Below are 26,750 nucleotides of genomic sequence, written 5' to 3' on the forward strand. Positions count from 1 at the left end.
GTGCCTGTTTGGGGTGTTTTGCGCGGGGGTCGTGAGTGGCGTTTCGGGTGAGAACCCGAAACGCCACTCACGACCACCCCGCGCCGACCACGCCACGTTCGCCCTTCCCCTCAATAAGTCAAGGAGATGATGGTGGATCAGGGATTGTCCGGAAAACGGGTGCTGCTGACCGGAGGCAGCAAAGGAATCGGACGGGCCACCGTGCTGGCGTTCGCCGACGTCGGTGCGACGGTCGTCGCGGGCCACCGCACGGAAGACGAAGACGCGCAGAGCCTGGCCCGGGAACTCAAGGAGCGTGGAGCCGGGCATCGAGTGGTCCAGGCCGACGTCACCACGCGTGCGGGAGCGGCCGCCCTGGCGACAGCCGCGGCGGATACGCTCGGCGGACTCGACGTTCTGGTGAACAACGTCGGTGTGGACGGATCTGCGCCTTTCGAAGAGCTCCCGGAACAGGAATGGCACCGTGTCTTCGAGCACAATGTCACCGCCGCCTACCTGGTCACCCAAGCCGTGCTGGGCCTGCTGGGGGCCGGTGCCGCGGTGGTGAACATCGGATCTTCGGTGGCACAGCGCGGCCGGGTCAACGGAGTGCATTATTCCGCCTCCAAGTCCGCGTTGACGGGATTCACCAGGGCCCTCGCGAAAGACCTTGGCCCACAAGGTATTCGCGTGAACCTGGTCGCACCGGGGCTGACCGAGACCGAACCGGGTGCGGGCCTGCCCGCGCCCGTCGTGGACCGCATCACCCGGATGACCGCGCTCGGCAGGCTGTGCGGTCCTGAGGACGTCGCCGGCGCTGTGCTCTTCCTCAGCGGAGACACGTCCCGCTACATCAGCGGGGCGACTTTGAACGTGGATGGAGGGATCTGATGTACGCCGCTATCACCTATCGGGTCAAACCGGGCCATGAGACCGAAATCGCCGAGATCTTCGCCGCATTCCAGCGAGTGGACGACCCCCGGTTCCGGGACGCGGACGACAGGCGGGCCGGGCGACTGCTCGGGACCGCCGTGTTCATCAAGGACGACGTGATGGTCCGGGTGATCCACTATGAAGGTGACTTCTCCGCGATCGCCGAGCATATGGCGAGTCAGCGTGGTGTTCACCTGATCGAAGAGAAACTGGCACCCTATCTCGAGACGCCACGGGACACGAGTACCCCGGCTGCCTTCGGCGCCTACTTCCGTGACGCCACCATGCAGGTCATCTCCCAGTTCTCCGTGGAGTCGCACCCCGCGGCGGGATGAGACCTCGCGATTTCGGCCGTTCAGCGGGCTTGGAGGGAGTTTCCAGGCAGGTCGACCAGTCTTGAGAAGCGATGGAAAACACGCGGGACCGATATTCGGAAAGGTCTTTCGATGAACGCATCTGGTGCGGCCACCAGCCCGGTCATAACGGGTATCGGTGTGGTGGCGCCGACGGGTATCGGCATTGCGGAACATTGGCAATCGGTTCTGGCAGGCAAATCCGGCGTCACCAGGATCACCCGGTTCGACCCTTCGAACTACCCGGTCCGATTTGCCGGGCAGCTGCCGAACTTCCTCGCCGAAGAGCGGGTACCCGGCAGGCTGATCCCACAGACGGACCGCTGGACACATCTGGGGCTCGCCGCGGCCGAAGCGGCTCTGGCCGACGCCGACGTGCGACCCGCGGAGCTTCCTGACTACGAGATGGCCGTCGTCACCGCGAGCTCGTCCGGCGGCACCGAATTCGGCCAGCACGAGATGGAGCGCCTGTACCTCGACGGTCCGTCGGGTGTCGGGGCCTATCAGTCGATCGCCTGGTTTTACGCGGCGACCACGGGACAGATCTCGATCCGTTTCGGCATGCGTGGTCCCAGCGGCGTGCTGTGCTGTGAACAGGCGGGTGGTCTGGACGCGTTGAACCAGGCCCGCAGACTCGTTCACGGTGGTTCTCGTCTGGTGGTCAGTGGTGGCACCGACGCTTCTCTTTGCCCCTACGGCCTGGTCGCTCAGCTTTCGAACGGGAAGCTCTCCACTGTGGATGATCAAAATCGCGCCTACCTGCCATTCGATGCCGAAGCGAGCGGCTATTTGCCGGGCGAAGGCGGCGCCATCCTGATCGTGGAAAGCGCGCGGAGTGCTCAGGACCGTGACAAGGGATCCGGTTACGGTGCGATCGCGGGCCACGCCGCCGGTTTCGACCCCCCTCCGGGGTCGGCACGGCCGCCGGCACTACGGCGCACGATCGAGCGGGCACTCGCGGACGCGCGCGTCAATCCGGAGGAGGTGGACGTCGTTTTCGCCGATGCCGCGGGCGTGCGGGCAGATGATCTTTCCGAAGCCCAGGCCATCAGCGCGGTCTTCGGTTCGCGTGGGGTGCCGGTGACGGCACCGAAGACGTTGACCGGACGGCTGTACGGCGGAGGCGCATCGTTGGACGTGGCCACGGCGCTGCTCGCGATCAGGGACGGCGTCATCCCGCACACGGTCGGCTCGGCCCGGCTGGCACCCGGCTGCGATCTCGATCTGGTGACCAACCAGCCCCGGGACGGGAGGGTGCGTACCGCGTTGGTCCTCGCGCGCGGTCACGGTGGCTTCAACGCGGCACTCGTACTCACGGATCTCCCCAGGGCCAAGGCGCTGTGAACAGTGAAAGGGACGAGAAGATGACGGACAGGTTCACCTTCGAGGAATTGAAAGAGATCCTGCGCGCGAGCGGGGGAGTCGACGAAGAAGTCGATCTGAATGGTGATATCGCCGATGTCGAGTTCGGTGAACTCGGCTACGACTCGCTCGCCGTACTGGAGTTCGCCAGGCAGGTGGAGCGCCGCTACGGCTTTTCGATTCCGGACTCCGCGATCGCGGAGATGCCCACGCCGGCGAAGGCCGTCGAATTCATCAATGCCCAGTTCGTGGAGGCGAGGATCTGAAATGGCAGGGCACACCGAGAACGAGATCGTCATCGACGCACCCATGGACCTCGTCTGGGAAATGACCAATGACATCGGATCATGGACGCGGCTCTTCAGTGAGTACTCGGAGGCGACCATCCTGGAACGACGTGGCGAGACCGTCATCTTCCGGCTTTCGTTGCATCCGGACGAGAGCGGGAAGGTGTGGAGCTGGGTTTCGGCGAGAACACCGGACGCGGCGACCAGGACGGTGCGTTCTCAGCGTGTGGAAACCGGTCCATTCAAGTACATGTGGATCTTCTGGGAGTACCTCCAGACCGAGCGGGGTGTCCGCATGCGCTGGGTGCAGGACTTTGAGATGAAGCCGCAGGCACCGATCGGTGACGAGGCGATGCGTGAGCGACTGGATGGCAACACACCGGTGCAGATGCGGTTGATCAAGGACAAGGTGGAAGCGGCCGCACGCGACAGTGCCGCCGTCGGCTGACCCGACCACGTCGGCTGGAGGTGCGCGGTGCTCGAGATCGTGATTCCGGTGGTTCTGCTCGCGAACGGGTTGGCGGCAGGAGTGCTGGTCGGCACCCAGCTCGGTGGCTGGCCCTTGCTCGATACCTTGCCCGCCGCGCGCTATGTACAGGCGCACGGGTTCTTCTCGACACGCTATGACCCGTTCATGCCCCTCTGCTTCCTCGGCACGGTGCTCGGTGATGGGGTGCTCGCACTGGCGGCGGATCCGGCAGGCGCCCAGGTGCTGTTCGGTGCGGCAGGCCTGCTGGCAGCGGGCACGGTCGTCATCTCCCTGGTGAAGAACGTCCCTGTCAACAAGTGGATTCGCACGTTGGACCCCGAGAACCTGCCGGACGACTTCGCGGAAAGGGATCCGCGACGGCATTGGGGTGGCTGGAACCGCGCCCGGACCGTGTCGGCGACGTCGGCGCTGCTGGCCAACTGCGCCGCGGTGGGGCTGCTGTTGTGAAAGATCATCGATCCGATCAGGACGCGGAGGGGAAGATGGATCTCGGTTTGAAAGGCAAGAAGGCGCTCGTCACCGGGGGAACCCGGGGAGTGGGCCGCGGCATCGTGCTGGCTCTCGCGAGGGACGGCGTCGACGTCGTCACGTGCTTCCGCCAGGACAAGGAAGCGGCCGCCTCGCTCGAACGGGCACTCGAGGAGATCGGCGGTGCGCACCACGTGTTGCCCGCGGACCTCGCTGATCCCGCGCAGGTCACCGATCTGCTCGGCGAATGCAAGTCGCGGTTGGGCAGGCTGGACATCGTGGTCAACAACGCCGCCGCGATCAGCCACGTCCCGTACCTGGAACTGGACGTCGCCGAATGGCAGCGCATCGTCGACACCAACTTGACCGCGGTACACCTGGTTGTCCAGCAGGCGTTGCCGCTACTCACCGCCGGCGGCTCGGTGATCGGGATCAGCTCGAAGTCCATCGAGGTCGGCATCCCGTTACGGGCCCACTACACCGCCACCAAGGCGGCGTTGCACGGCCTGAACCGCACACTGGCGCGGGAGTTCGGTCCGCAGGGAATCCGGTTCAACGTCCTGTCGCTGGGCATGATCCACACGGAAGCCTTGGAGGCTCTGCCTGCCGAGCAACGCGACGCGATGGTCACGCGCTACTCGGAGAAGACTTCGCTCGGCAGGCTCGGTTCTCCGGAAGAGGTCAGCGACGTGGTGCGGTTCCTGGCCAGCGATCTGGCCAGGTACGTAACCGGTGGGGTCATCCCGGTGGACGGAGGGATCTCGTGACGGGCGACGCTTTCCGCGTGATGCTGCGGATGCAGATCAACCCCGGCGCCGAAGGCGACTTCGAGCGGGTTTGGCTGGAGATAGGCGATTCTGTGACCTCCCACCCCGCCAACCTCGGACAGTGGTTGTCCCGGTCCGAGGACGAAGGCGTCTACTACATCGTCAGCGATTGGGTGAGCGAGGCGCTGTTCCGTGAGTTCGAGACCAGCGACCGCCATCTGGAGCATCGGCGGAAACTGCACCCGTTCCGCTCCGGCGGCTCGATGACCACCATGCGCGTGGTGGCGTACCTGCCGGGCACGGCGAGCACCGAGTCTCCTCACGACTGGGAACGAGCGCGGTGAGCGGCGGAGTGCGGGTCCTGTTGTACCACGCGACCGAGGATCCGGACCGGATCGAGGCCGCCTACCACGAGGCCAGTGTCCGGCTGGCCGGCGTCCCCGGACTGCTCGGCAACGAGCTGCTGCGGTCCACTTCGGACCCGAGCGGGTTCGTGGTGGTCAGTTCGTGGAGCGATGTCACCGCCTTCGAGGAGTGGGAGCGTGGACCGGAGCACCGGGCCCAGACCGCACCGCTGCGTCCGTTCCGGGACACGCGGTTGTCCAGGCCGTTCGACATCTACCAGGTGCGAGCCACCTACTGAGCAGGAGAGCCGTCATGCGGTCACCCGTACCCGAGCGCCGCGAGCGGGAACAACGATCCCGTCGGGCGTGGAGCAGGGCAGGCGGGATGTTGGTGTGGTCGCTGGGGACCCTTGGCGGCTGCATGGGCGGACTCGTACTCCCGTCCGATGACCGCGATCAACCGTCATCGGCCCGGGTCTCAAGGGAGGGAAGGACCTCATGACGGCCACCATGGATGCCGCCGACAGCGTACAGCGGGAGCCGGAACCCGAGTGGGTGTCCTGCGCACGGTGCCGGATGCTGTTGTACGGCAAGCGCTTCGCGCGGTCGGCCAAGGTCTGTCCCGGCTGCGGCTGGCACAGCAGGCTGACCGTGCGTGATCGGCTCGATTCGTTACTGGATCCAGGATCGGCGAGGCCGGTGAAACCTGCGGCGGCGGTTCACGATCCCCTGGCTTTCACAGACCTGGTGCCCTACACCGAACGGCTGGACCGTGCCCGGCGGGAAACCGGTCTGGAGGACGCGGTCCAGGTGGTGTCGGCGACGTTGAGCGGTCGCCCGCTCGTCGTGGCGGCGATGGACTTCCGGTTCCTCGGCGGCAGTCTCGGCTCGGCCGCGGGAGAGGCGATCGTGACCGCCGCGGAAACCGCGCTGGCAGGCAGGATGCCGCTGCTCGTGATCACCGCGTCAGGCGGGGCACGAATGCAGGAGGGGGCTCTCTCCCTGATGCAGATGGCGAGAACCAGCAACGCCATGGCCGCCCTCGACGAAGCGGGCCTGTTGACCCTCACCCTTGTCACCGACCCGACCTTCGGCGGGGTGGCGGCGTCGTTCGCGACCTTGTCGGATGTGATCGTCGCCGAACCAGGCGCGAGGATGGGGTTCGCCGGGCGCAGGGTCATCGAGCAGACCATCCGGGAGAGCCTGCCCGAGTCGTTCCAGACCGCCGAGTTCCTGTTCGAGCATGGTCTGATCGACGGCGTCTCGCCTCGGAAGGAACTGCCGCAGCTGTTGGCGGTCCTGGTGGGCGCGGCGGCGCCGCCTGCGGACGGCTGGAGTGACGGTGTACCGGACCCTGTGCTGCGAGACCCGGAAACCCTGTCTTCTCCGGCCATCGACGAGGTGGTCCGGCGTGCCCGCGTCCTCGGCAGACCGACCACACTCGATCATCTCGCGAACTGGACCGACGGTTTCGTCGAACTGCACGGGGATCGCGCCGGGCACGACAGCCCGGCGATCGTGGGCGGGCCGGCCGAGCTCAACGGCCTGCCGGTGATGGTGATCGGCCACCAGAAAGGCCGCACCACCGAAGAACTCGTGCGGCGAGATTTCGGGATGCCGTCCCCGGCCGGCTACCGCAAGGCGATCCGCTTGATGCGGCTGGCCGCCAAACTGGGGATACCGGTGGTCACCCTGGTCGACACCCCTGGCGCACATCCGGGGCCGGAGGCAGAGCGGACCGGGCAGTCGAACGCGATCGCCGAATGCCTGCGGGTCATGGGCGGGCTCCCGGTGCCGGTGGTCACCGTGATCACCGGGGAGGGCGGCAGCGGCGGCGCGCTGGCGCTGGCCGTCGCGGACCGCGTCCTGTTGTGCGAGAACGCCACGTACTCGGTCATCAGTCCAGAGGGGTGTGCCGCCATCCTCTGGCGCAGCTCTGCCACGCCTGCCGTGTCCGCCGCCGCCGAGGCGCTGCAGGTGGGGGCGAAGTCGCTGCTGTCCCTGGGGGTGGTGGACGGAGTGGTGCCCGAGCCGCCGGGTGGCGCGCACCGGGATCCGGCGGCTGCCAGCGCGCTCGTACGTGACGCAGTGGTCTGCGCGCTGCGTGAACTGCACGGGCGGGACAGCGACGCTCTGGTGGCGGCGAGGCGTGCAAGGTTCCGGCGATTCGGCTCGGCCGAGGTCCGCCCGAAGACCAGGGAGACGGTGAAATGATCGAAAGGCATCCCGAGTTCACTGCGAGCCGGGATCTGTCGGATGTGCTGGGGTTCGAGACCGAAATGCTCAAGCTCGGCGCCGAGGACGCGATGGAGATCCTCTGCCGCAGCCTGGCCGAGGTCGTCACCTCGACCGAGCGGGTGCCGAAGCGCGCGAGGGTGCGGCTGGGCAGCGCGACCATCGATGTGGAATGGCCGGTCGTCGAAGGCGGGCGACCACCTTCCGACGTGGAGCCGGCGAAGCCCGCCGCGGCGTCACCTGCGACCGAAACTCCGACGATACGCACGCCGGTGGTCGGCACCTGCTACCTCGCGCCGGAACCCGGTGCGAAGCCGTTCGTGGCCGTCGGTGACGTGGTCGAACGCGGTCGGCAGGTGGCGATCGTGGAGGCGATGAAGCTGATGAACCCGATCGTCGCGGACCGAGCGGGGCGGGTGACGCGGATCCTCGTCGCCGACGCCGAGCCGGTCGAGTACGACCAAGCACTGATCGCCATCGAACCCGAGGTGCCGGAATGAGCTCGCTGCCGCGGCCGATCGGGAATCGGCGTACCGAACCCGTCTTCAAGACCCTTTTGGTGGCCAATCGGGGCGAAATCGCTCTCCGGGTGGTTCGGACCTGCCGCGAGATGGGCATCCGCACGGTGGTCGCGCACTCCACGGTCGACAAGGAGTCGGCCGCCGTGCTCGCCGCCGACGAGGCGGTCCAGATCGGCCCGGGTGCGGCCAAACAGAGCTATCTGTATCCACCCGCGCTCATCGAGGTCGCGTTGCGGACCGGGGCGGAAGCGGTTCATCCCGGTTACGGTTTTCTGTCCGAGGACCCGGATTTCGCGGAGATCTGTGTGAGTAACGGGCTCGCCTTCGTCGGCCCGCGGCCCGAAGTAATGGCCCGGCTGGGGGACAAGTCCTTGGCCAGGCGCCTGATGAGCGAGGCAGGCCTGCCGCTGCTTCCCGGGACGACGAAGCCGGTGAACGGGTCGGCCGAGGTTCTCGCCGAGGCACGGCGAATCGGCCTGCCGTTGATCATCAAGGCATCGGCGGGCGGGGGCGGCCGGGGAATGGCGATCGTCCGAGAGTGGGCGGAGTTGCTGCCGACCTATCGGTCGACCAGGGCGACCGCACGGGCGGTGTTCGGCGACGAGCGGGTGTACCTGGAACGTTTCTGGGAAAACGCCAGGCATGTCGAGATCCAGCTGCTCGCCGACGAGCACGGCAACGTCGTTTGCCTCGGCGAGCGGGACTGCTCGGTGCAGCGGCGTCACCAGAAGCTCGTCGAAGAGAGCCCCGCACCCGGCTTGGCCGCAGGGCTGTCCGGAGTACTCGCCGAAGCCACGGCCCGAGGGGCGCGAGCGGTCGGCTACACCGGCGCGGGCACCTTCGAGTTCCTGGTCTCCGGTGAAGAGGCGGCCTTCATGGAGGTCAACTCGCGTATACAGGTCGAGCATCCGGTGACCGAAATGGTGACCGGTATTGATCTCGTCCGCGAACAAATCCTGGTCGCGGCGGGCCTGCCGCTCTCCCTTCGGCAAGAAGACGTGAAACCGCGTGGCGTCGCGGTGGAGTGCCGGATCAACGCGGAGGACCCCAGCCGGAACTTCGCCCCCTGCCCCGGCAAGCTCGTCGAATTCTCCCCGCCCGCCGGCCCGTTCGTCCGGGTCGACACACATGCCTATCCCGGCTGGCGCGTTCCGCCGGACTACGATTCCCTGCTGGCCAAGGTGATCGTGTGGGCGCCGGATCGGGCACAGGCGCTCGCCAGGATGGACCGCGCGCTGGCCGAGTTCCGGATCGGTGGTCCTGGTATCCACACGACGAGGGACGCGCTTCGCGAGATCATCCGGAACCCGTCCTTTCGTGAAGGCACTCACGACACTTCGTTGCTGGAACGAATGGCCGACGTCTCCGTCACGTCGGCGAGTTGACCCCGAACAAAGGAGTCCGCAATGCCCATCACAGCGATCAGATACGGTATCAAGGCCGGTTGCGAAGAGCAGATCGCCGAGATCTTCGCCGACTTCAAACGTACTGGCTCGCCAGTGGTGCTCGACGACGATGGCAACGAAGTCGGGCGCATCTTGTCGACCGCTGTGTTCATCGAGAACGACATCATGGTGCGATTCGTCGAATACGAAGGTGAACTTGCCGACATCGCGCGATTCATGGCGACTCAGCCTGGAGTGCGCGAGGTCGAGCGCAAACTCAAGCCCTATCTCGCCCGGCCGAGAGACACGGGATCGGTCGAAGGATTCACCAAGACCTTCGAGAGGAGCACCATGCGCTGCATTTCCCGGCTCTCGGCCGACAAGCCAGACGTCCCTTGATGACCGCCACGGTGGCCGACCTGCTCAGCGTGCTTGCCCTGATGGGCAGCGGAACGGTGGCCGGCGTGCTGTTCGCGGTCGCCCTGAGTACCTTGCCCGCGTTGATCGCGATGCCGCCCGGCCGCTACGTCTACGCGCAGAAACTGCTCGGGCGCAATTGGGACCCCACCATGCCCGTACTGGTGCTGAGCTCGACCCTGATCGAAATCGTGCTCGCTGTATTGATGCCGGGAACGGCCGCGGTTCTCCTATTCGGCGGCGCGGCTGTCTCGCTGCTCGGAGTGTCCGTGGTCTCCCATTGGTGCAACGTGCCGATCAACCGGCAGACAAGGGAACTGGATCCGGATCGGATGCCCGACGACTGGCATGATCCGCGACCCCTGTGGCGCCGATGGCATTTCCTGCGCACCGCGCTGGCGATGCTCGCTCTGGCGTGCACCGCAGTCGCTGTCACCATCGCCTGATCACACTGACGCGTTTGGAGGAAGTCCGATGAAGCTCGGGGTGAACATCGCGCCGAACGGCGCACCGGCGGTGGCGTCGGCCGCGGAACGGCTCGGCTACGACGTCGCGTTCGTTCCCGAGGGCTACCGTACGGACGCCATCAGCGTGCTCGGGATGCTGGCCGGGCGAACCGAACGGATCGGTCTCGCAGCCGGTGTACTCCAGATTCCCGCGCGTTCGGCAGTGATGACCGCGATGACGGCGTCCACTTTGGAGACCTTGGCCCCTGGGCGTGTCCGGCTGGGACTCGGAATCTCCAACGCGCATATCTCCGAGGGATGGCACGGTGTCCGATTCGATCGCCCGCTCCGCCGTACCAGGGAGTACATCGAGATCGTACGGCTCGCGTTGAACGACGAGCCCGTGCGATATCGAGGCGAACTCAACGAACTGCCGCTTCCGGATGCACGAGGTGAACCCTTTCAGCAATTCGGCTCGGCGCACGCTGCGGCCGTACCGATCTACCTGGCGGCCATCGGACCGCGCAGCCTCGAACTGGCGGGCGAGGTCGCCGATGGCTGGTTCGGTGTGTTCTGCTCGCCGGACCGGATCACCGAATCGCTTCCCCACATCCGATCGGGGCGGGACAAGGCGGGTCTGCGATACAAGGGATTCGAGGTCGCTCCCTCGGTACCCGTCGTCGTCGGCCGGTCGCCGGACGAGGCGGCGGACGCCGTCCGGCACTACATCGCACGGTTCGTCAGCCTCGGTAGCAAGGAACACAGCTTCTACCACAGCCTGATGAAAACCATGGGGTACCCGAACGAGGCCGATGAGGTGCACGATCGGTATGGCGCCGGTGATCACGCAGGTGCCGCCGCAGCCGTGCCATTCGGGTTCATCGACGCGACGGCCTTGCTCGGGCCCCGCGAACGGATCGCGGAAAAGATGACCGCGTACGCCGAGGCGGGAGTGACCACACTGGCCTTGTCGCCGTTCGCGCGCGCGATCGAGGAACAACAGTCCATCTTGCGTGTCGCCGCTGAAGCGCTGGACCGCGCAGGGCTCGCCTGACCGCCTTCGTAAAGGAGTGCGCCATGTCCACGGAACTCACCGGGCTCACGTTCCCGTTCCCGCAGCCACCCGAGTTCACCCTGCCCGCCGAGTTCACCCGGTTACGCGCGCGGCAACCGGTCACCGAGGTGACCCTGCCGTCCGGGGACCGGGCCTGGCTGGTCACCCGGTACACGGACGTCCGCAAGGTTCTGGCGGACGCCAGGTTCAGCCGCGCGGCCGCCGAACTGCCAGGTGGCCCGCGGATGGGGAACACCAGTCCTGGCCCGGAAACCATCCTCGGTATGGACCCGCCCGATCACACCAGGCTGCGCCGGCTGGTCGCGCCGGCCTTCACCACCCGCCGGATCGAAGCTTTGCGGCCCCGGGTCGAAGAACTTGCGAACGACCTGATGATCGAGGTGGCGAGTGGCCCTCGGTCCGCCGACCTGCTCGGGCAGTTCACCGCCGCGCTGCCGAGCAAAGTCATCTTCGAACTGCTCGGTGTGCCCTATTCGGATTTCGGGACGCTGCACGGCTGGACTGACGTGATCTTCAGCCTGTCCTCGCACTCGCGCGACGAGGTGAGGGCGGCACGAACGAGTATCGAGCGGTTCCTCGTCGAGTTGGTCGCGGAAAAGCGCGCTCACCCGGCCGGCGACCTGCTCAGCGTCCTGATCGCCGCTCGCGACGAGCAGGACAAGCTGTCCGAAACCGAGTTGGTCAGCTTCGCGCTGATCTTGATCACCGTCGGCCATATGAGTACCGCGAGCACGTTGAGTACCGCACTGTTCACTCTGCTCCGCCTGCCCGAGCAGATGGCGCGACTGTACGCCCAGCCCGACCTCGTTCCGAGCGCCATAGAAGAATTGCTGCGGCACAACACTTTCGCGCTGACCGGTACTCAGCTGAGGGTGGCACTCGAGCACGTTCGGCTGGGCAACGTCACGATCCGCGCCGGAGACGCCGTGCTGGCCGCGCTCGGCTCGGCCAACCACGATACCGAGGTATTCGACCGGCCGGACCGTGTCGATTTGACTCGGTCGCACAATCCGCATATGGCCTTCGGCTACGGAATCCATCACTGCCTCGGTGCACAACTGGCGAGACTGGAGATGCAAGAGGCTCTTTACGCACTTATGCGCAATATTCCGGGCACCCTCCGGCTGGCGGTGGCGCCGGCGGAGGTCGAACTCAAGACCGGACTGACGGCCCGTGCGCTGGCGAGTTTGCCGGTGCGTTGGTGACACGAAACCGTCAATGAATCACGCACTCCTCCGGCGGTTGGTTCGAGTTCCTGAAAAATCCTTAAAGTGCGCCCGAGTCCTCGGCGCCTTGCTAAATTGGGCCATGCAGGGGCACGAACCATTATCACCAGTGATCACGGAGGGGATATGTCCACTCAGGAAGAGGATCTGGCGCCGGCGAGAGAGGCGGAAGCCGACACTGATCTGAGAACCCGCCCACAGAGTCCGGAAGGGACCTGGGCGGTGCGAGTGACTTTCGCGGATGGGACGCGGAACGAACGCGGCTTGTTCGCCTTCACCGCCGAAGGGCTGCTCATCCAGACCAACACCGGCAGTCAGACCACCGGGATCGGAAAATGGAGGCGGACCAGGGAGGGGTTCCGGTTCACCTTCCGCGAGCAGGCCTTCGACGACGACAACGAGTTCGCTTTCGACGTGCACGTTGACCACGAAGGAAGGCTTACGTCGGGGGACACATTCACCTCGCATGGAACCGGTACGGCAGTGGACGCCGATGGGCAGATAGTGCGGGTCTCGGAGACGACGGTGACCGCCGAGCGTTATTGAACCGGCGGCTTCCGGACGGGCGTGCGAAACGCCCGTCCGGAAGCGGTTTCGCTATCCGGTCCCTTGGTCGAAGAACGACTCGGCACGAGCCACTGATTCCCGCTCGCCGTCCGGCACGTCGGCCTCGAAGAAGATCGCCTCCACTGGGCATTCCGGCACACAGGCGCCGCAGTCGATGCATTCCACCGGGTCGATCACCATCTGCGCTCCCGAGTCGTGGATACAGTCGACAGGGCACACGTTCACGCACGACCGGTCTTTGACGTCGGTGCACGGACTGGTAATCACATAGGTCACAGGACCGCTCCTCAACTGATTTCGGTTCGCGATGCGAACTCGTCCGGACGCACCGTCAGTCGACGGTGATCGCGCGTATCACGTTCACCCGTGCCGCCCGGCGGGCCGGCCACGCGGCGGCCAGCAAGCCACCCAGCGAGATCCCGACCAGTGCCAGCAGAATCGTAGGTGGCACCACGAGGTCGAAGACTCCTCGCGACAAGATGAAGTTCTGCATCATCGCGCCGAGTACGACGCCGACCACCACTCCGATCAACCCGCCCAGCGCGGCGATCAGCACGGATTCGACCCGGATGAGCCCGCGGATCTGCCGCCGGGTCATCCCGGTCGCGCGGAGCAGGCCCAGTTCCCGTCCACGCTCCAGTACCGAGAGCGACAAGGTGTTGATGATGCCCAGGAAGGCGATCAACACGGACAGTCCCAGCAGTCCGGTAACGGCACCGAGGTACACGTCCACCTCGCTGATACGGCTGCGCACGTACTCCGGTGCGCTCATGACGGCGAGATCGGAGCGGGCGGCGAGTGCTTGTCGCAAGGCTTCTTCCACAGCGGCGCCGTCGGTGCCCGGCGCGGTCGCCACCACCATGGGGTTGCCATCGCCCGGCCGAAAATGCACGTCGGCGAGCGCGGGTGGCAACACGACCTGGCCCAGGACGGTCGCTTCGGTGAAGATCCCGGTGATCTCGACCGGAGTGCTGCCACCGCCGGGCGACGTCAGTGTGACCTGCCGTCCCAGCGACCAGCCCCGCTCTTCGGCGACCGGCTTGGCGACGAACACACCCCGCGTCAGATCCGCGGTGCCGCCTTGCTCGAGTTTCACGTCGACGGTGCGACCGAGCGCGGAGACGTCGGTGCTGCCTGCGCGAGTTTCCTTGCCGTCGAGGAGAACCTGGTCGGTGCGCAACGTGCTGACCGCGGTCACGGACGGCACCGCCTCCACCAGCCGCCGGGTGTCCTCGCCGATCTGACCGCCGGCGACGTTGGTGACGACGGTCCTGCCGACGAAGGCGCCACCGAGATCGCGTTCGCTGATCGTCGAGATGGTCGTGGAGAAGATGGTGATGCCGATGGCGATGGCCACGCCGATCGTCAAGGCCGTCGCTGTCGCGGCCGTCCGCCGGGGACTGCGCAAAGTGTTGCGGACCGCCATCCCGCCGAGCGTCCCGCGTCGCAGTGGCTTGCTGAGCAGGCCGATGACCGGTCCGCTCAGCCAGCGGGCACAGATCACCGCGCTCAGCAACAGCCCGAGCGCCCCGAGCATGCCGGACGCCCGGCTCGCGGTGCCCTCGCCGACCGCGGCGACGATCAGCAGGAGAAGTGAAAGGCTCACCATCGCGAGCCCGGACCGCAGCAGCCACCGAGAGCCTTTTTCCTCCTCGAGCTGTTCACCGCCCAGCGCCGCGACCGGAGGTACCGACGCCGCACGACGCGCCGGCAGCCAGGCCGCCACCACCGTGGTACCCGTCCCGACCAGGAGCGTCCCCAGTGCCGCGGGTAGGCCGATCACCACGCCGCCGTCCAAGGCGGGGTTCAGCTCCGCCGCGTATGTCACCACCGGAAGGGCCAGCAGGCTGCCGATGACCAGGCCGGTCATCGAACCGAGTACTCCCACCACGGCGGCTTCCAGGAGCACCGATCGCCGGACCTGCCGACGGGTCGCGCCGACCGCCCGCAGCAGCGCCAGCTCACGCCCGCGACGAGCCACCAGCATCGAGAAGGTGTTCACGATCAACGTGATCCCGACGACCAGTGCGATCCCGGTGAAGGCCAGCACGGTGGCGGACAGCGCCGAGGTGATCTCCGAAGTCGCCGCGCGCAGTGTGGCGTTGAGTTCGGCCCGGTCGACGGTGGCGAAACCGGCGGGCATGGCCGCCGAGACGGCCATCGTCAGCGAGCTTTCCGGTGTTCCGGGCGTCGCGGTGACCTCCACGCTGGTGAAGCTCCCTGGGCGCAGCAACAACCGCTGCGCCGTCGCGGTGTCGAACGCCACGGTGGGGGAGGAGCCGGCTTCCCGGCCATGGGGCTGGTAGTCGTAGACGCCCACCACCGCGGCTTGGAGCTTCCCGCCGCCGTAGAGCACGGTCGTCGTATCACCGACGGCGATACCGCCATCGGTGGCGACGGACTCCGCGAGAACCACCTCGGTCGGCCCGGCCGGGGCACGGCCGGTGACCAGCGACATCCGGTCCGTCCCGGTCCAGTTGCTCCCGGTCATCCTGACTTCGAAGCCTTGGGACACCAGTACCTTGCCGTCCGCGCCCGCTACCGCGGCGTAACCCTCCACGACCCCGGTCGCGGCGGCGACGCCGGGAAGCCCGGCCAGTGTCGCGCGCTGGCCCTCGTCGAGCAGTACCCGGTTCTGCCCACCTTGGCTGAGCTGCGCCTCGTCTTCGCCCACACCACGGCCCAGTGGCGTGACCAAGGCGTCCAAACCGTCCCTCAACGGTTGCTGCCCCTCGGACAGGCTCGTGCTCACGACCAGTGCGCCCGACACGAAGGTCGCACCCAAGAGCACGGTGATGAAGGTGAGTACCAGGCGGGACCAGTTTCCCCGCAACGTCGCCAATACGGTTCGCCACATGATCAGAACGCCCTGATGGTCCGTGCGGCCGACGACACGGCACCCGCCCCGGCGCCGTGATCGAACTGGAGCATCCGCGCGTGGACACGCTCGGCCGTCGGTGCCTCCAGCCGATCCAGCAACACACCGTCGGCGAGGAAGACGACTAGATCGGCATAGGCGGCGGCAAGCGGATCATGCGTGACCATCACGACGGTCTGCCCGAACTCGTCGACCGCGCTCCGCAGGAATCGCAGGATCTGCCCGCTGCTGCGGGAATCCAGATTTCCGGTGGGTTCGTCTGCGAAGATCACCTTCGGCCGGGTGATCAGCGCGCGCGCACAGGCGACCCGCTGTTGCTGGCCGCCGGAAAGCTGCCCAGGCCGGTGATCGAGCCGTTCGGCGAGCCCGAAGGCCGTGACGAGATCGGCGAAGTGACCGGGATCCGGTTTCCGTCCCGCGATCGTCAAAGGCAACACGATGTTCTCGCGCGCCGACAGGGTGGGCACCAGGTTGAAGGCCTGGAAGATAAACCCCAGTTCTGTGCGGCGCAGCACCGTGAGCCGATCGTCGTCGAGACCGGTCAGCTCGGTGTCGCCCACGAAGACCTGGCCGCTGGTAGGGGTGTCCAGGCCGGCGAGGCAATGCATCAACGTGGACTTGCCAGAGCCCGAGGGCCCCATGATCGCGGTGAATCTCCCAGCCTGGATGTCCAGGCTCACGTTGTCGAGCGCGGTCACGCTCGCGCTCGCCTGGCCGTAGACCTTCACGAGCGCGCGGGCTCGTGCGGCAGGCGGTTTCGGTTCCCCCATCAGTTCTTTCCTCCTCGATAGTGCTCGGCAGCGTCGTACTCCGGACCGCCGACACGCTGACCTGCTGCTCGTTCTGCGGTCGGGGCCGCCGACCGGCCCGCCCGTATGGCGCGTTCGCGTTCGATGTCCTTTTTCCCCCATCGGGTCTTGCCGCCGGGTTTGAAGACGGACAGGTAGGTCGCCGTCCACAACGCGGCGGAGAAGACGATCATGCAGATCATCAGCGTCAGTCCTGTGGCGCCGGGTTCGGCGGCCGGGTCGAGGGTTCGTTCGGCGAGTTCCTGGACCCACTGGCTTTCCACGATGGCGACCGCCGGAATGCCCAGCGCGATCACGAGCTTGAGCAGCACCCACCAGTGTTTGACGAGGCCCCATTTACTGCCCAGGGAGACCACCAGGCCGGTGATAATGGACAGCATCATCGTCGGAATGACGATGAACAGATCGAAGACGTGCATCAATTCGTAGGCGCCATGGCGCAATCCGGCGTTTTCCGTGGTGTAGCCCACGGTGCTGAGAACCACCATGGACACCGCGATACCGAGCCAGCTCACCGACAGCCCGACATGCAGCATCACCCAGAGTTTCCGTTTTCCGGGTGACAACCTCGGAAAAGTCGGCCGCAGCAGGCCGAGGATCACCGCGGAGAACACCATCCCGGCGAGCGGAAGCGGGCCGGGGAAGCTGAAAAGGAACTGCACAGGGACGAACAGCAGGTGGAACACGATAGAGATTCCGCGCGCCCGCGAGGTCCTGGAGCGCAGTGCGCAATAGGCCGTGATCCCGGCGGCGAGGAGATAGCCCGCGAATCCCAGGCTCTGGATGAGCGGGAGGATGGCGTTCTCGCCGGGGAAGATCACCACGGCGTTGAGGACCGAGAACACGGCGAACGCCCACTGCGCTCGCGTCTGCCGGGTGGTCAGTCCCGGCCCGCTTGGAGCGATCGCCGGCCGTGCCGGGACATCGGCGCTCGTCCTGTTCGCGGGGTCCATGCTGGTCACCTCTCCGTTCTCGTCCCAGGCGTAAGTCGTCTCGTGGTCCGTTGGCCTGTGGATTCGAATCTAGGAGCGGGGCGGCGGTGTCCGCGTCGCACGAAGTGATTTCACCTATGGGCCGGAAGTAGTTCGAGTACCGCCGTCGCCTACATCGATCGATTGATCCTTGGGTCGGACGACGCAGTTCGAACGCGGGGGAGCCATACAGGCAGCAGTGCCACCGCGAGCGCGGTCACCGCTAGATAGCCCGTCAGCGCGAGCAGCAAATGGTCACCGGGGGTCAGATCAGGAGTGGCCTTGTCGGGTGCCAACAGCCAGTAAACGGGCACCAGCCACCAGAGGGTCGCCGCTGCCAAGAGCAACTTCGGCACCGTGGACTTCGTACGCCAGGTGACCACCGAGAGCCACGCCAGCACAGGCACGATCCAAATCGCGTGATGGGGCCACGAGATCGGCGCGACCGCCAGTCCGGTGAACGCCGCCACCAGCACGCCTGCCAGGTCGTGGCCAAGGCCATGAGCCCACCTCGCGGCGAGCAGGCCGAGCAGGACGACCACCAGGCAGACCGGCAACCACCAGCCAGGTGCCGTGGTGGTACCGGCCAACCGCGCGAAAAGGCCGGGCAACGACTGATTCACCACTGCGCTGATATCGGTCACCCTGCCGGTGTCCAGTATCAGGCCCTGTAGCCAGTACGCGCCTGATTCCCGGGGCAGGACGAGAAATCCGACGGCGATCGTACCAGCGAAGGCAGCCGTGGCGCGTAAGGCGCTCATCCGCCGTCCGGTGCACAGCAGATAGCCCACGAAGATCAAAGGGGTGAGTTTCACCCCGGCGGCGATTCCGATCAGCAGACCCCGCCACCTCGCGGGCATCAGCGGCGAGAAGTCGAGTAGTACGAGAAGAACGATGAAGATGTTGACCTGTCCCAGCATGAGATTCATCAGAACCGGCGTGAGCAGCGGCGCGACGACCATTCCCAGCGCCACCAGCCGGAGCCGTCGATTTCGCGCTTTGACCCCCGCGAGACCGAGCGAAACCCAAAGAAGCACACCGAGACTGAGTAAGCAGGTGTACGTCCAGAGAACCTCCCCCAAGCCTGCAGGCAGCCACGACAAGGGTGTGAACATCACCGCGGCGAAAGGGGGATAGGTGAACGCGACTCCTGTCAAAGCCGCGGTATCGACTTGCAGCTCGTAGAGCGGAACGCCGTCGAATACCGCTCGTGCGACCTCGTGATAAACCTGGAAGTCGGCCATCCAGAGCGGTGCTCCCCGCAACACCGGGACGGCCAGGGCGGTCATCGTCAGCGCGGCCAGCGCGATGACCACGCCCGCCTGCCAAAGCGTGGGATTCCTCGCCGTTCCGGCAGGATCCACTGGCGCTCCCTCGGACATGTCCCCTCCTGATCGATTCTTCGCACCGCCGCCGGGTCAGCGCAGCGTCTTCCTGGGGGATCTCGGAACACTGGGAGCTGACTCCAGAGGGCGACCGATCAGGTGAGAGCGGGCAGTATGCTCCGGCCCCACTTGATCATTCCTCTAGACTTCGAGAATGACCTCGCCGAGCTCCACCCCACGGTGGTGGGCGTGGAAACCATCGGAACGACGTCACGTGATCATCGATTCGGCGGTGGCACTGGCGTGCGTGATCGGCACCTTCGTCTGGTCGGGGCCACAGCAGTTCGCCCCCGACTTCGGGTTTCCTCTCCTCGGCAGTGACAACCGGCTGATCGCCTCGATCCCGCTCGCCCTGCTGACGGGCGCCGCGGCGATGGTGCGCAGGCGCAAGCCGGTCTTCCTGGTGATCGTGAGCCTGGCGAGCTGGACGATGCTCTCGGCGATCGCCGGTGTGGTCTTCGGCCTGTACGCGTTGGCGGCTTTCGAGACGTCACGACGAATGATGGCCGTCATCACCGCGATCGCACTGGTGACGGTCGGATTCCCGTTCTGGCGCCTTGGCGGTTTCGACGCGAGTGTTCCGATCAGTACGGCGCTGTGCCTCGCACCCACGCTGCTCGGGTTGTGGAGCTTCACCCATCGGAAGCTGGTCGGCAACCTGCTCGAACGCGCTTCCCGGCTCGAACGCGAACGCGATCTGCTCGCCGAACAGGCTCGTGCCGAGGAGCGCACCCGCATCGCCCGCGACATGCACGATGTGGTCGCGCACCGGGTGAGCCTTATCGTGTTGCACGCCGCGACCGCGGAGGTCTCGGGGGATCGGGAAAGGCTCCAGCTGACCAAGAAGATCCGGTCCATCGGCCGGGACGCGCTCAGCGAACTCCGCCAGGTTCTCGAGGTGTTGCGGGTCGGTGACGCGCCACTGTCGCCCCAGCCCCGTATCGAGGACATCGCCGGGCTCGCCGCCCAGTCCCGGGCAGCGGGGGTCCAGGTCGACGTGGAGACCGTCGGAGAGGTTCGCCCCCTGCCTTCGATCGTCGAACAGGCAAGCTACCGTGTCGCCCAGGAGGCACTGACCAACGTGCACAAGCATGCGAGAAACGCCGATACACGCATCCGCATGATCCACGGTCCGGAGGAGTTCCGGCTGATCATCACCAATCAGAGACCGCCATCGTCGCCTGCTCCGGACTCTCTCCCTGGTGGGGGCTTCGGGATCATCGGCCTGCAAGAACGGATCAGGCTGATCGGCGGCACGCTCAGTTGCGGGGCGACCCTCAACGGCGGGTACGAGGTCGAGGCGGTCATTCCGCTTCCATCGACGGGAACCGGCTCATGATCCGGGTGATGGTCGTCGACGACGAATGGATGGTGCGCTCCATGCTGCGCACCATCCTGGAGGCGGCGGGTGACATGTCGGTGGTGGCCGAGGCGTCCGACGGGATATCGGCCGTCGAAGAGGCCGAACGGCACCAGCCGGACGTCGCGCTGGTCGACATCCGGATGCCGGAGTCCGACGGTCTCGCCGCGACAGCACGCCTGCAGTCCTTGCCACGGCCGCCGAGGGTCATCGTCCTCACCACGTTCGATCTCGACGAGTACGTGCAGACCGCACTCCGCAACGGCGCCGTCGGCTTTCTGCTCAAGGACTCCGCGGGCGACGACATGATCACCGCGATCCGGGCGGTCGCCGCCGGCGATGCCATGCTCGCACCGAGCATCACTCGCCGACTGCTGCACACCTTCACCGAACGTGAGCCGTCCCGTCAGGCGAAGGCGCTGGAACAGTTGGACGTGCTGACCGACAAGGAACGCGAGGTTCTCGTCGCACTGGCGGAGGGGCTGGCCAACGCCGACGTCGCGAACAGGCTGTATCTCAGCGAGGCGACCGTCAAAACCCACGTCAGCCGCATCCTGAGCAAGCTGAAGCTGACCAACCGGGTGCAGGCCGCGATCCTCGCACACCGTGCGGGTCTGGCCGGCTGAAGACGAGGGTGGTCCACCGAGGTTCCAGCACGATCCCAGGCCGTCCCCTGAGCATCGGTCAGCACGCTGACGCCTCAGGAAAGTCGGCCGATGACTCCCTTGGACCTTCGTACCACCCCTAGGATCCACCATCCGCGACGCTGGGCGGCCTTGGTTCCCGCGTTGCTCGCCTGCTACATGGATCTGCTCGACGCGACCATCGTCACGGTCGCCTTGCCGGCGTTCGAAGAGGACCTCGGAGCGGGCCCGGCCACGCTGCAATGGACCTCCGCCGGTTACACCCTGGCGTTCGCTGTCCTGCTGATCACCGGTGGCCGGGTCGGGGACATCTACGGCCGGAAGCGGACCTTTGTCGCTGGGATGGCTGTCTTTCTGCTCACCTCGGTGTTGTGCGGCCTGGCGAGGAACCCGGAAACGCTGGTTGTTTCCCGTGTCCTGCAAGGGGCCGCGGCCGCGATGATGATCCCGCAGGTGCTCAGCTTCATCCAGGTCGAGTTCCCTTCACCGGAACGGCCGCGGGCCTTGGCGATGTACGGGATATCGCTGGCATTGGGCGGGATGACCGGCCCGGTGCTCGGTGGCCTGTTGATCCAGGCCGATATCGCCGGGCTCGGCTGGCGTGCGGTCTTCCTGATCAATCTTCCGGTGGGGGCCGCCGCCCTGCTCGGCGCGCTGCGGCTCATGCCGGAATCGCGATCCGGCACGGCACCGAAACTGGACCTGGTCGGCGTGCTGCTGGTGACGGCGGCACTGGTGGCGGTGATGTACCCGCTGGTACAAGGTCACGAGACCGGGTGGCCACTGTGGACATTTCTTTCGTTCGCCGCGGTGATGCCGATTTTTCTGTTCTTCTTGTGGCATCAGCGATTCCGCGAACGCAGCGGGGGGACACCGCTCATCCCGGCACGGATGTCACGTCATCGCAGCCTGCGCGCGGGGCTTCCGCTCGCGTTGATCTTCTTCGCGGGTACAGGCCACACCTTCGTGTTTTCGCTTTACCTGCAACAAGGTCTCGGCTATTCGTCCTGGCGTACCGGGCTCACGCTGTTCCCCTCCTCGCTGGGCATCATCGCGGGCTCGATGCTGTCCATCCGGCTGGCCCCGCGACTGGGCAGGCGAGTGGTGTCGATCGCGGCACTGGTCAAGATCGCCGGGGTGGTCGGCGTGATCTACCCGATCCATGTCCTGGGGCCGGCGTTGACCCCGTGGGCGCTCGTGCCTGGCGCGATCGTCCTCGGGACAGGCATGGCCATGGTCAGCGCGACGCTGGTGAACATCGTGCTGAGCAAGGTCCCCGTCCAGGACGCCGGTGCGGCGTCCGGGCTGATGACCACAGCTCTGCAGGTCGGTTCGGCGATCAGCATCGCGGTGCTCGGCACGGTCTTCTTCGGTTCGCTCACCGGCACCGGGGATCACCGGCAGGCGATCGAGGCCTGCCTCTGGGTCTGCGTGGCGTTGTTCTTCGCCAGTTTCGTGATGAGTTTCCTGCTCCCGCCGGGTGGGGTGCCCGCCACCGCGGCCGACGACCGTCCGCCGTCCGCGAAGGACGGCGGAATCCGACGATCGATTCCGAGGTGATGATCATGCGTGACGTTGACCTGAAGACCGTGCGGACGACAGCCTTCGACGGTGCTCCGGTGCTCGGCCCGCCGGCTGTCCAGAATGTGATGGAGCTGGCCTGGGGCATGTGGGCGAGCGGCGTGATCCAGGCCGCGGCGAAGCTCCGGATCGCGGACTTCGTCGGCGACGAGCCGGTGCACGTCGATCGGCTGGCGGACGAGATCGGTGCGGATCCGGGCGCCTTGTCGAGGCTGATGCGCGCGCTTTCCGCCTACGGTGTCTATCGCCAGCTCGGGCCCGGGCGCTACGAACACACGGAGGCGTCCAGGGCCATGCGCTCCGACGCGCCGGTGCGAATCGGGGACGTGATGCTGACCGGCTCGTACTGGGGCTGGCAGATGTGGGCGAAGCTCGACGAAAGCGTTCGCACCGGCGAATGCGCGTTCCGGGCCACTTACGGCAAGGACCTCTTCAGCTACTTCGCAGAGGATGACAACGAGGCAGGCGCGGCCACTTTGCGCGGTTACGCCGCGCAGTCCGTCGCCATGCACCCCGCGCTGGTCGGCGCACTGGACCTCTCCGAGACCCACACGGTGGTCGACGTGGGCGGCGGACACGGCTCGTTGTTGCGCGCGCTGTTGGAGGCGAACTCCGCCCTGCGCGGAATTCTTTTCGATCGGGCGCACACCATCGAGCACGCGGATCCGGTGCTGAGTACCGGCGCGCTCGCGGACCGATGCGACCTCGAGGCGGGGGACTGCCTGGTGACGGTGCCGAAGGCCGACGTCTATCTGTTCCGTCAGGTACTGCACATGTGGGAGGACGAGAGGTGTGTGCGGGCGTTGAGCAACGTGGCGAAGGCAGCCGAACCGGGCAGCCGGGTCATCCTGCTGGAGCAGCTGATCTCCGATCCGCCCGCCAACCCCTGGGACGCTCTGATGGACCTGCACATGCTGCTGGTCATGGACGGCAGGGAACGGACCGCACACGAGTACGCCGAGCTGTTCGAACGGGCCGGACTGCGGTACCGGGGAGTCACCGAGACCGGAACGCCGCTTCGCCTGATCGAAGCGATCGTCGGGGAGTGAGCGAATGCGGATCTTGTTCTGCACCTGGGCTTGGCAGTCCCATCTCTTTCCCATGGTCCCGCTCGCCTGGGCCTGCCGCGCGGCCGGGCATCAGGTGCGAGTCGCGAGCCAGCCCGGCTTGATGCCGGTGATCCGCCAAGCGGGTCTGGACGCGGTTTCGGTCGGACGCGACGTCGACGTGCCGGGATTCGTCCGCGAATACGTGCTGCGGCCGGGCGGCCGGCCACAGGGCAGGCCTCGAGCGTTGGACATGCTGGTCGAGCTGGCCGATGCGATGGTGGACGATCTGGTCGGGCAAGCCAAACGATGGCGGCCGGACGTGATCGTCTACGAGCTGACCACCTGGGCCGGTCCGCTCGCGGCCGCCGCCATCGGCGTGCCCGCGGTGCGCATGCTCTACGGCGTAGATCTTCTGGAGCGGGCGGCCGGCTTCCTGCCGGACGCGATCGGCCCACTCGCCGAACGGCTCGGCCTCCCGGAAGTGGACGTCCACGGCGGGCTGACCGTTGATCCCTGCCCACCGCGGCTACAGGTCTCCACCGGATACCGTCCACAGGAGATCCGTTATGTCCCGTACAACGGTGCCGGCACGGTTCCGTCCTCGATACCGGACAGGGGATCGAGACCGAGGGTCTGTGTGACGTGGGGAACGACGATGGCCAAGCTCGAATCGCGGCGAATGCTCGCGGAGCGGATGGCGAAAGCCGTGGCTGTCCTGGACGCCGAGGTCGTCGTCGCGATCGCCGAGGAGCACATGGAGTTCCTCACCGGGCTACCCGACGACGTGCGGGTCCTGACCGGAGTACCACTGGACCTGGTGCTGCCGTCCTGCGATCTGGTGCTGCATCACGGCGGCGCCGGGACGACGCTCACCGCGATGACCCACGGTGTACCCCAGCTGGTGATTCCGCAATTGCCCGACCACGCGCTGCACGGGAGGCAACTGGCCGCTACCGGCGCCGGGCGGGTCATCGCGAAGGAGGACGCCGAGCCGGAGTCGGTCCGTGAGGCGGTCGCCGTGCTGCTCGCGGAGTCAGGTCACCGTGAAGCGGCTGCGGCGCTCGCCACCGAGTCGCGGCTCCGGCCGCCACCCGCGGACGTGGTACACGTGCTGGAGAAGCTGGCCGCCGAGCGCGAATGACGACGGAGGCCGTGTGACGGCGACACCGCCACACGGCCTCCGTCGTCAATGGCCGCCCGCGACGTTGACCACACTGCCGGTCACGTGGCGGTTCGCGTCGGAACCCAAGAACGCCACCACGTTCGCCACGTCCTCGGGTAGACCGAACCGCAGGTGCGGGATCCGCTCGTTGAGCACACTCTGGATCTCCGCCGGGCTCAGCCCGGCCAAAGTGGCCCGGATCTCCGGGGGCACCTTCGGCAGCAGATTGGCCGTCACGGTCGGCCCGGGCGCCACGGCGTTACTGAGAATGCCGTGACCCACCAGCTCGGTGGCCAACGTCCGGTTCAGCCCATGCAGTGCCGCTTTACTCGCCACGTATGCCTCCTCGCCGCGCATCCCGCGGTTGACGATGCTGGCGGACATCAGCACGATCCGGCCCCAGCCACGGGCCTTCATACCCGGCAGTACCGCCTGGACGGTATGGAAAGCGCCTTCGACCTCTTCGCGCAGCTGCGCTCGCCATTGCTCGGCCGGCACCGTCTCGAAAGGGCCGCGGTGTTCATCCGGCCCTCGAGCCGGCGACGCGTTGACGACCAGGACATCGATACCGCCCCAGGCGGAGGTCACGGCGTCGGTCGCCGATCGGATCGACTCTTCGTCACCGAGGTCGTACGGCAAGGCCAAGGCTTGCCCGCCGCCCTTCTCGACCGTCTCGACAACCGCTGACGCGGCATTCTTGTTGCGGTGATAGGTAAGCGCCACGCGCGCTCCTTCGGCAGCGAAGACCTGCGCCATCGTTCCGCCGAGACCACCACTGCCGCCGGTGATGAGGACCGACCTGCCTGCGAGCCCGAGATCCATTCGTGCTCCCCCTTACCGTCTGTTGTGGACTTCACCAGGCGAGCGGGAGCTCGTCCGGCCTGCTGAACGCCAGCCCGACGCTCCAGTCGAGTTCGTCTTCCGCGACCGCGAGGCGAAGGTCCGGGAAACGCGCCAGCAGCGAACCGAGTGCGACCTCCAGTTCGATCCTGCCCAGCTGGGCGCCGAGACAATGGTGAATGCCGTGTCCGAAGGCGACATGGGGGTTTCGGGGGCGGGACAGCCGCACCTCGTCGGGTTCGGGGAATACCGAGTCGTCGCGGTTCGCGGCGTTGATCGAGGGCAGGACGGCTTCCCCCGCCCGGATCACCACGTCACCGATCTTCACGTCCTCCGTTGCGATCCGCAGCGCTCCGATGCCGCCGCCTGCCTGGGAAAGGCGTAGCAACTCTTCCACCGCACCGGGAAGAAGGCCGCGATCGCGGCGCAGATCGTCGAGCCGCGCCGGATTCCGCAACAAGGTCAACAAGGCATGCACGATGCTCGCGGTCGTCGCGTGGTACCCGGCGCCGAGCAGCGTGTAGCCGAACGCCACCAGTTCTTCCTCGCTGAGCCGATCTCCCTCGTCTTGCGCGGAGATCAGCACCATCAGGAGGTCATCGGTCGGGGTCCGCCGTTTGTCCTTGATCAGCTCCGTCAAGTATGCGGAGAGACTGTCTTTCGCGGCCAGTACTTCGGCCTGCCGATCGGGTGTGAAGCCGAGCATGATGTCGGTCCACGCCCGGAACTGGTCGACGTCGGCCAAGGGGACCCCCAGCATTTCGCAGATCACCGTGATCGGGAGCGGCTGGGCGAGGCAGGTGATCAGGTCGGCAGGCGGCCCCGATTCGGCCATCGTGTCGAGACATCCGCGCGTGAGATCCTCGATCCGAGGGCGCAGCGCTTCGATCCGCCGGGGGCTGAACGCCTTCGAAACCAGTTTGCGCAGCCTGCTGTGCTCCGGCGGATCCATCACGAAGATCGACCGTGAACCGCGAGCGATCGGCAGGATCCGTGGTGCGCCGGGTGCGGTGATCGCCTCCCGGCTGAACCTGGTGTCAGCGAGGACGTCTCGCACGTCTTCGTGGCGGAGCAACAGCCAGGCGAGGTCACCGGTCGGCAGCGTCACCCGGCAGACCGGCCGTTCGACCTGGAGTTTCCGGTACTCGGCCGGTGGAAGTACCGGATCGTCCGCACGGAACGGAAAGGACGGTGCTGGCTCGGCAGGCATGGCGTT

29 protein-coding genes are annotated in these 26,750 nt (G+C 66.6%); 22 read left to right on the top strand and 7 right to left on the bottom strand.

Going from position 1 to position 26,750, the window contains the following annotated elements; genetic code table 11:
• The first annotated feature begins 126 nt into the window (after window positions 1-126).
• The 17 genes from AC0685_RS41535 (at window position 127) to AC0685_RS41615 (ending at window position 12,834) form a co-directional block, all read left to right on the top strand.
• A complete protein-coding gene (locus tag AC0685_RS41535; RefSeq protein ID WP_478230529.1) occupies window positions 127-870 on the top strand; it encodes an SDR family NAD(P)-dependent oxidoreductase in 744 nt (247 codons plus the stop codon).
• Entirely contained in the window at window positions 870-1,247 is a 378-nt protein-coding gene (locus AC0685_RS41540) for a SchA/CurD-like domain-containing protein (RefSeq protein WP_478230530.1), read from the top strand. The genes AC0685_RS41535 and AC0685_RS41540 overlap by 1 nt, the downstream gene beginning before the upstream one ends.
• Before the next feature lie 111 nt (window positions 1,248-1,358).
• Window positions 1,359-2,609 (top strand): ketosynthase chain-length factor, encoded by a 1,251-nt coding sequence (locus AC0685_RS41545; RefSeq protein ID WP_478230531.1) that lies wholly within the window; start codon window positions 1,359-1,361, stop codon window positions 2,607-2,609.
• 20 nt (window positions 2,610-2,629) lie between these two features.
• Window positions 2,630-2,893, top strand: a complete 264-nt coding sequence (locus AC0685_RS41550; RefSeq protein ID WP_340682691.1) for an acyl carrier protein — start codon at window positions 2,630-2,632, stop codon at window positions 2,891-2,893.
• A gap of 1 nt (window position 2,894) precedes the next feature.
• A complete protein-coding gene (locus tag AC0685_RS41555) occupies window positions 2,895-3,362 on the top strand; it encodes an SRPBCC family protein (protein WP_478230532.1) in 468 nt (155 codons plus the stop codon).
• Window positions 3,363-3,389: 27 nt separating this feature from the next.
• Complete coding sequence (locus AC0685_RS41560; RefSeq protein WP_478230533.1) at window positions 3,390-3,851, top strand: anthrone oxygenase family protein; 462 nt, start codon at window positions 3,390-3,392, stop codon at window positions 3,849-3,851.
• A 35-nt stretch (window positions 3,852-3,886) separates the two neighbouring features.
• Complete coding sequence (locus AC0685_RS41565; RefSeq protein WP_478230534.1) at window positions 3,887-4,639, top strand: SDR family NAD(P)-dependent oxidoreductase; 753 nt, start codon at window positions 3,887-3,889, stop codon at window positions 4,637-4,639.
• Window positions 4,636-4,983 (top strand): antibiotic biosynthesis monooxygenase family protein, encoded by a 348-nt coding sequence (locus AC0685_RS41570; protein ID WP_478230535.1) that lies wholly within the window; start codon window positions 4,636-4,638, stop codon window positions 4,981-4,983. The genes AC0685_RS41565 and AC0685_RS41570 overlap by 4 nt, the downstream gene beginning before the upstream one ends.
• On the top strand, window positions 4,980-5,282 hold the full coding sequence (locus AC0685_RS41575) for an antibiotic biosynthesis monooxygenase family protein (protein ID WP_340682686.1): 303 nt from the start codon (window positions 4,980-4,982) through the stop codon (window positions 5,280-5,282). The genes AC0685_RS41570 and AC0685_RS41575 overlap by 4 nt, the downstream gene beginning before the upstream one ends.
• Window positions 5,283-5,481: 199 nt before the next feature.
• On the top strand, window positions 5,482-7,197 hold the full coding sequence (gene accD, locus AC0685_RS41580; protein ID WP_478230536.1) for an acetyl-CoA carboxylase, carboxyltransferase subunit beta: 1,716 nt from the start codon (window positions 5,482-5,484) through the stop codon (window positions 7,195-7,197).
• Window positions 7,194-7,718: an acetyl-CoA carboxylase biotin carboxyl carrier protein gene (locus tag AC0685_RS41585; RefSeq protein ID WP_478230537.1), complete on the top strand. Its 525-nt coding sequence runs from the start codon at window positions 7,194-7,196 to the stop codon at window positions 7,716-7,718. Before accD ends, AC0685_RS41585 begins: the two co-directional genes overlap by 4 nt.
• Window positions 7,715-9,124, top strand: coding sequence for an acetyl-CoA carboxylase biotin carboxylase subunit (locus tag AC0685_RS41590; RefSeq protein ID WP_478230538.1), 1,410 nt, complete (start codon window positions 7,715-7,717; stop codon window positions 9,122-9,124). The genes AC0685_RS41585 and AC0685_RS41590 overlap by 4 nt, the downstream gene beginning before the upstream one ends.
• 21 nt (window positions 9,125-9,145) lie before the next feature.
• Entirely contained in the window at window positions 9,146-9,523 is a 378-nt protein-coding gene (locus tag AC0685_RS41595) for a SchA/CurD-like domain-containing protein (RefSeq protein WP_478230539.1), read from the top strand.
• Window positions 9,523-9,987 carry an anthrone oxygenase family protein gene (locus tag AC0685_RS41600; protein ID WP_478230540.1) on the top strand — a complete coding sequence of 155 codons (465 nt, stop codon included), beginning with the start codon at window positions 9,523-9,525 and terminating at the stop codon, window positions 9,985-9,987. The genes AC0685_RS41595 and AC0685_RS41600 overlap by 1 nt, the downstream gene beginning before the upstream one ends.
• Before the next feature lie 28 nt (window positions 9,988-10,015).
• Window positions 10,016-11,041: an LLM class flavin-dependent oxidoreductase gene (locus tag AC0685_RS41605; protein ID WP_478230541.1), complete on the top strand. Its 1,026-nt coding sequence runs from the start codon at window positions 10,016-10,018 to the stop codon at window positions 11,039-11,041.
• A 23-nt stretch (window positions 11,042-11,064) separates the two neighbouring features.
• The gene (locus AC0685_RS41610) at window positions 11,065-12,267 is read left to right on the top strand and encodes a cytochrome P450 (protein ID WP_478230542.1); all 1,203 of its coding nucleotides are present in this window, start codon (window positions 11,065-11,067) and stop codon (window positions 12,265-12,267) included.
• A 249-nt stretch (window positions 12,268-12,516) separates the two neighbouring features.
• Window positions 12,517-12,834, top strand: coding sequence for a hypothetical protein (locus AC0685_RS41615; RefSeq protein WP_478230543.1), 318 nt, complete (start codon window positions 12,517-12,519; stop codon window positions 12,832-12,834).
• Between the two features lie 51 nt (window positions 12,835-12,885).
• Here AC0685_RS41615 and AC0685_RS41620 read toward each other — a convergent pair whose 3' ends face one another.
• The 5 genes from AC0685_RS41620 to AC0685_RS41640 form a co-directional block, all read right to left on the bottom strand.
• Window positions 12,886-13,035 carry a 4Fe-4S dicluster domain-containing protein gene (locus tag AC0685_RS41620; RefSeq protein WP_478230544.1) on the bottom strand — a complete coding sequence of 50 codons (150 nt, stop codon included), beginning with the start codon at window positions 13,033-13,035 and terminating at the stop codon, window positions 12,886-12,888.
• A 151-nt stretch (window positions 13,036-13,186) separates the two neighbouring features.
• Window positions 13,187-15,712: an FtsX-like permease family protein gene (locus AC0685_RS41625; RefSeq protein ID WP_478230545.1), complete on the bottom strand. Its 2,526-nt coding sequence runs from the start codon at window positions 15,710-15,712 to the stop codon at window positions 13,187-13,189.
• 2 nt (window positions 15,713-15,714) lie between these two features.
• A complete protein-coding gene (locus tag AC0685_RS41630; protein ID WP_478230546.1) occupies window positions 15,715-16,503 on the bottom strand; it encodes an ABC transporter ATP-binding protein in 789 nt (262 codons plus the stop codon).
• Complete coding sequence (locus AC0685_RS41635; protein WP_478230547.1) at window positions 16,503-17,495, bottom strand: hypothetical protein; 993 nt, start codon at window positions 17,493-17,495, stop codon at window positions 16,503-16,505. Before AC0685_RS41635 ends, AC0685_RS41630 begins: the two co-directional genes overlap by 1 nt.
• A gap of 149 nt (window positions 17,496-17,644) precedes the next feature.
• A complete protein-coding gene (locus tag AC0685_RS41640; RefSeq protein WP_478230548.1) occupies window positions 17,645-18,895 on the bottom strand; it encodes a glycosyltransferase 87 family protein in 1,251 nt (416 codons plus the stop codon).
• Window positions 18,896-19,112: 217 nt separating this feature from the next.
• On the opposite strand from AC0685_RS41640, the gene AC0685_RS41645 reads away from it, so the two are divergent.
• From AC0685_RS41645 to AC0685_RS41665, 5 genes are all read left to right on the top strand, one after another.
• Window positions 19,113-20,237: a sensor histidine kinase gene (locus tag AC0685_RS41645; protein WP_478230549.1), complete on the top strand. Its 1,125-nt coding sequence runs from the start codon at window positions 19,113-19,115 to the stop codon at window positions 20,235-20,237.
• Complete coding sequence (locus AC0685_RS41650) at window positions 20,234-20,884, top strand: response regulator transcription factor (RefSeq protein WP_340682671.1); 651 nt, start codon at window positions 20,234-20,236, stop codon at window positions 20,882-20,884. Before AC0685_RS41645 ends, AC0685_RS41650 begins: the two co-directional genes overlap by 4 nt.
• A 90-nt stretch (window positions 20,885-20,974) precedes the next feature.
• The gene (locus AC0685_RS41655; protein WP_478230550.1) at window positions 20,975-22,462 is read left to right on the top strand and encodes an MFS transporter; all 1,488 of its coding nucleotides are present in this window, start codon (window positions 20,975-20,977) and stop codon (window positions 22,460-22,462) included.
• Between the two features lie 5 nt (window positions 22,463-22,467).
• A complete protein-coding gene (locus AC0685_RS41660; RefSeq protein WP_478230551.1) occupies window positions 22,468-23,532 on the top strand; it encodes a methyltransferase in 1,065 nt (354 codons plus the stop codon).
• A gap of 4 nt (window positions 23,533-23,536) precedes the next feature.
• Window positions 23,537-24,673 carry a nucleotide disphospho-sugar-binding domain-containing protein gene (locus AC0685_RS41665; RefSeq protein WP_478230552.1) on the top strand — a complete coding sequence of 379 codons (1,137 nt, stop codon included), beginning with the start codon at window positions 23,537-23,539 and terminating at the stop codon, window positions 24,671-24,673.
• A gap of 45 nt (window positions 24,674-24,718) precedes the next feature.
• Here the strand turns inward: AC0685_RS41665 and AC0685_RS41670 are convergent, their stop codons facing one another.
• Both AC0685_RS41670 and AC0685_RS41675 read right to left on the bottom strand, forming a co-directional pair.
• Window positions 24,719-25,516 (bottom strand): SDR family NAD(P)-dependent oxidoreductase, encoded by a 798-nt coding sequence (locus AC0685_RS41670; protein WP_478230553.1) that lies wholly within the window; start codon window positions 25,514-25,516, stop codon window positions 24,719-24,721.
• 31 nt (window positions 25,517-25,547) lie between these two features.
• Entirely contained in the window at window positions 25,548-26,744 is a 1,197-nt protein-coding gene (locus tag AC0685_RS41675) for a cytochrome P450 (protein ID WP_478230554.1), read from the bottom strand.
• Window positions 26,745-26,750: the final 6 nt, after the last annotated feature.

The sequence above is a fragment of the Amycolatopsis sp. NPDC043889 genome, from assembly GCF_056435645.1.

Excerpts from the sequence above, each read along its gene's own strand:
- AC0685_RS41545 (WP_478230531.1), top strand. The coding sequence starts at position 1,359 with ATGAACGCATCTGGTGCGGCCACCAGCCCGGTCATAACGGGTATCGGT.
- AC0685_RS41610 (WP_478230542.1), top strand. The coding sequence starts at position 11,065 with ATGTCCACGGAACTCACCGGGCTCACGTTCCCGTTCCCGCAGCCACCC.
- AC0685_RS41665 (WP_478230552.1), top strand. The coding sequence starts at position 23,537 with ATGCGGATCTTGTTCTGCACCTGGGCTTGGCAGTCCCATCTCTTTCCC.
- AC0685_RS41650 (WP_340682671.1), top strand. The coding sequence starts at position 20,234 with ATGATCCGGGTGATGGTCGTCGACGACGAATGGATGGTGCGCTCCATG.
- AC0685_RS41565 (WP_478230534.1), top strand. The coding sequence starts at position 3,887 with ATGGATCTCGGTTTGAAAGGCAAGAAGGCGCTCGTCACCGGGGGAACC.
- AC0685_RS41585 (WP_478230537.1), top strand. The coding sequence starts at position 7,194 with ATGATCGAAAGGCATCCCGAGTTCACTGCGAGCCGGGATCTGTCGGAT.
- AC0685_RS41640 (WP_478230548.1), bottom strand. The coding sequence starts at position 18,895 with ATGTCCGAGGGAGCGCCAGTGGATCCTGCCGGAACGGCGAGGAATCCC.
- AC0685_RS41590 (WP_478230538.1), top strand. The coding sequence starts at position 7,715 with ATGAGCTCGCTGCCGCGGCCGATCGGGAATCGGCGTACCGAACCCGTC.
- AC0685_RS41600 (WP_478230540.1), top strand. The coding sequence starts at position 9,523 with ATGACCGCCACGGTGGCCGACCTGCTCAGCGTGCTTGCCCTGATGGGC.
- AC0685_RS41635 (WP_478230547.1), bottom strand. The coding sequence starts at position 17,495 with ATGGACCCCGCGAACAGGACGAGCGCCGATGTCCCGGCACGGCCGGCG.
- accD (WP_478230536.1), top strand. The coding sequence starts at position 5,482 with ATGACGGCCACCATGGATGCCGCCGACAGCGTACAGCGGGAGCCGGAA.
- AC0685_RS41555 (WP_478230532.1), top strand. The coding sequence starts at position 2,895 with ATGGCAGGGCACACCGAGAACGAGATCGTCATCGACGCACCCATGGAC.
- AC0685_RS41625 (WP_478230545.1), bottom strand. The coding sequence starts at position 15,712 with ATGTGGCGAACCGTATTGGCGACGTTGCGGGGAAACTGGTCCCGCCTG.
- AC0685_RS41550 (WP_340682691.1), top strand. The coding sequence starts at position 2,630 with ATGACGGACAGGTTCACCTTCGAGGAATTGAAAGAGATCCTGCGCGCG.
- AC0685_RS41540 (WP_478230530.1), top strand. The coding sequence starts at position 870 with ATGTACGCCGCTATCACCTATCGGGTCAAACCGGGCCATGAGACCGAA.
- AC0685_RS41660 (WP_478230551.1), top strand. The coding sequence starts at position 22,468 with ATGCGTGACGTTGACCTGAAGACCGTGCGGACGACAGCCTTCGACGGT.
- AC0685_RS41535 (WP_478230529.1), top strand. The coding sequence starts at position 127 with ATGATGGTGGATCAGGGATTGTCCGGAAAACGGGTGCTGCTGACCGGA.
- AC0685_RS41630 (WP_478230546.1), bottom strand. The coding sequence starts at position 16,503 with ATGGGGGAACCGAAACCGCCTGCCGCACGAGCCCGCGCGCTCGTGAAG.
- AC0685_RS41670 (WP_478230553.1), bottom strand. The coding sequence starts at position 25,516 with ATGGATCTCGGGCTCGCAGGCAGGTCGGTCCTCATCACCGGCGGCAGT.
- AC0685_RS41595 (WP_478230539.1), top strand. The coding sequence starts at position 9,146 with ATGCCCATCACAGCGATCAGATACGGTATCAAGGCCGGTTGCGAAGAG.
- AC0685_RS41675 (WP_478230554.1), bottom strand. The coding sequence starts at position 26,744 with ATGCCTGCCGAGCCAGCACCGTCCTTTCCGTTCCGTGCGGACGATCCG.
- AC0685_RS41655 (WP_478230550.1), top strand. The coding sequence starts at position 20,975 with ATGACTCCCTTGGACCTTCGTACCACCCCTAGGATCCACCATCCGCGA.
- AC0685_RS41605 (WP_478230541.1), top strand. The coding sequence starts at position 10,016 with ATGAAGCTCGGGGTGAACATCGCGCCGAACGGCGCACCGGCGGTGGCG.
- AC0685_RS41620 (WP_478230544.1), bottom strand. The coding sequence starts at position 13,035 with ATGGTGATCGACCCGGTGGAATGCATCGACTGCGGCGCCTGTGTGCCG.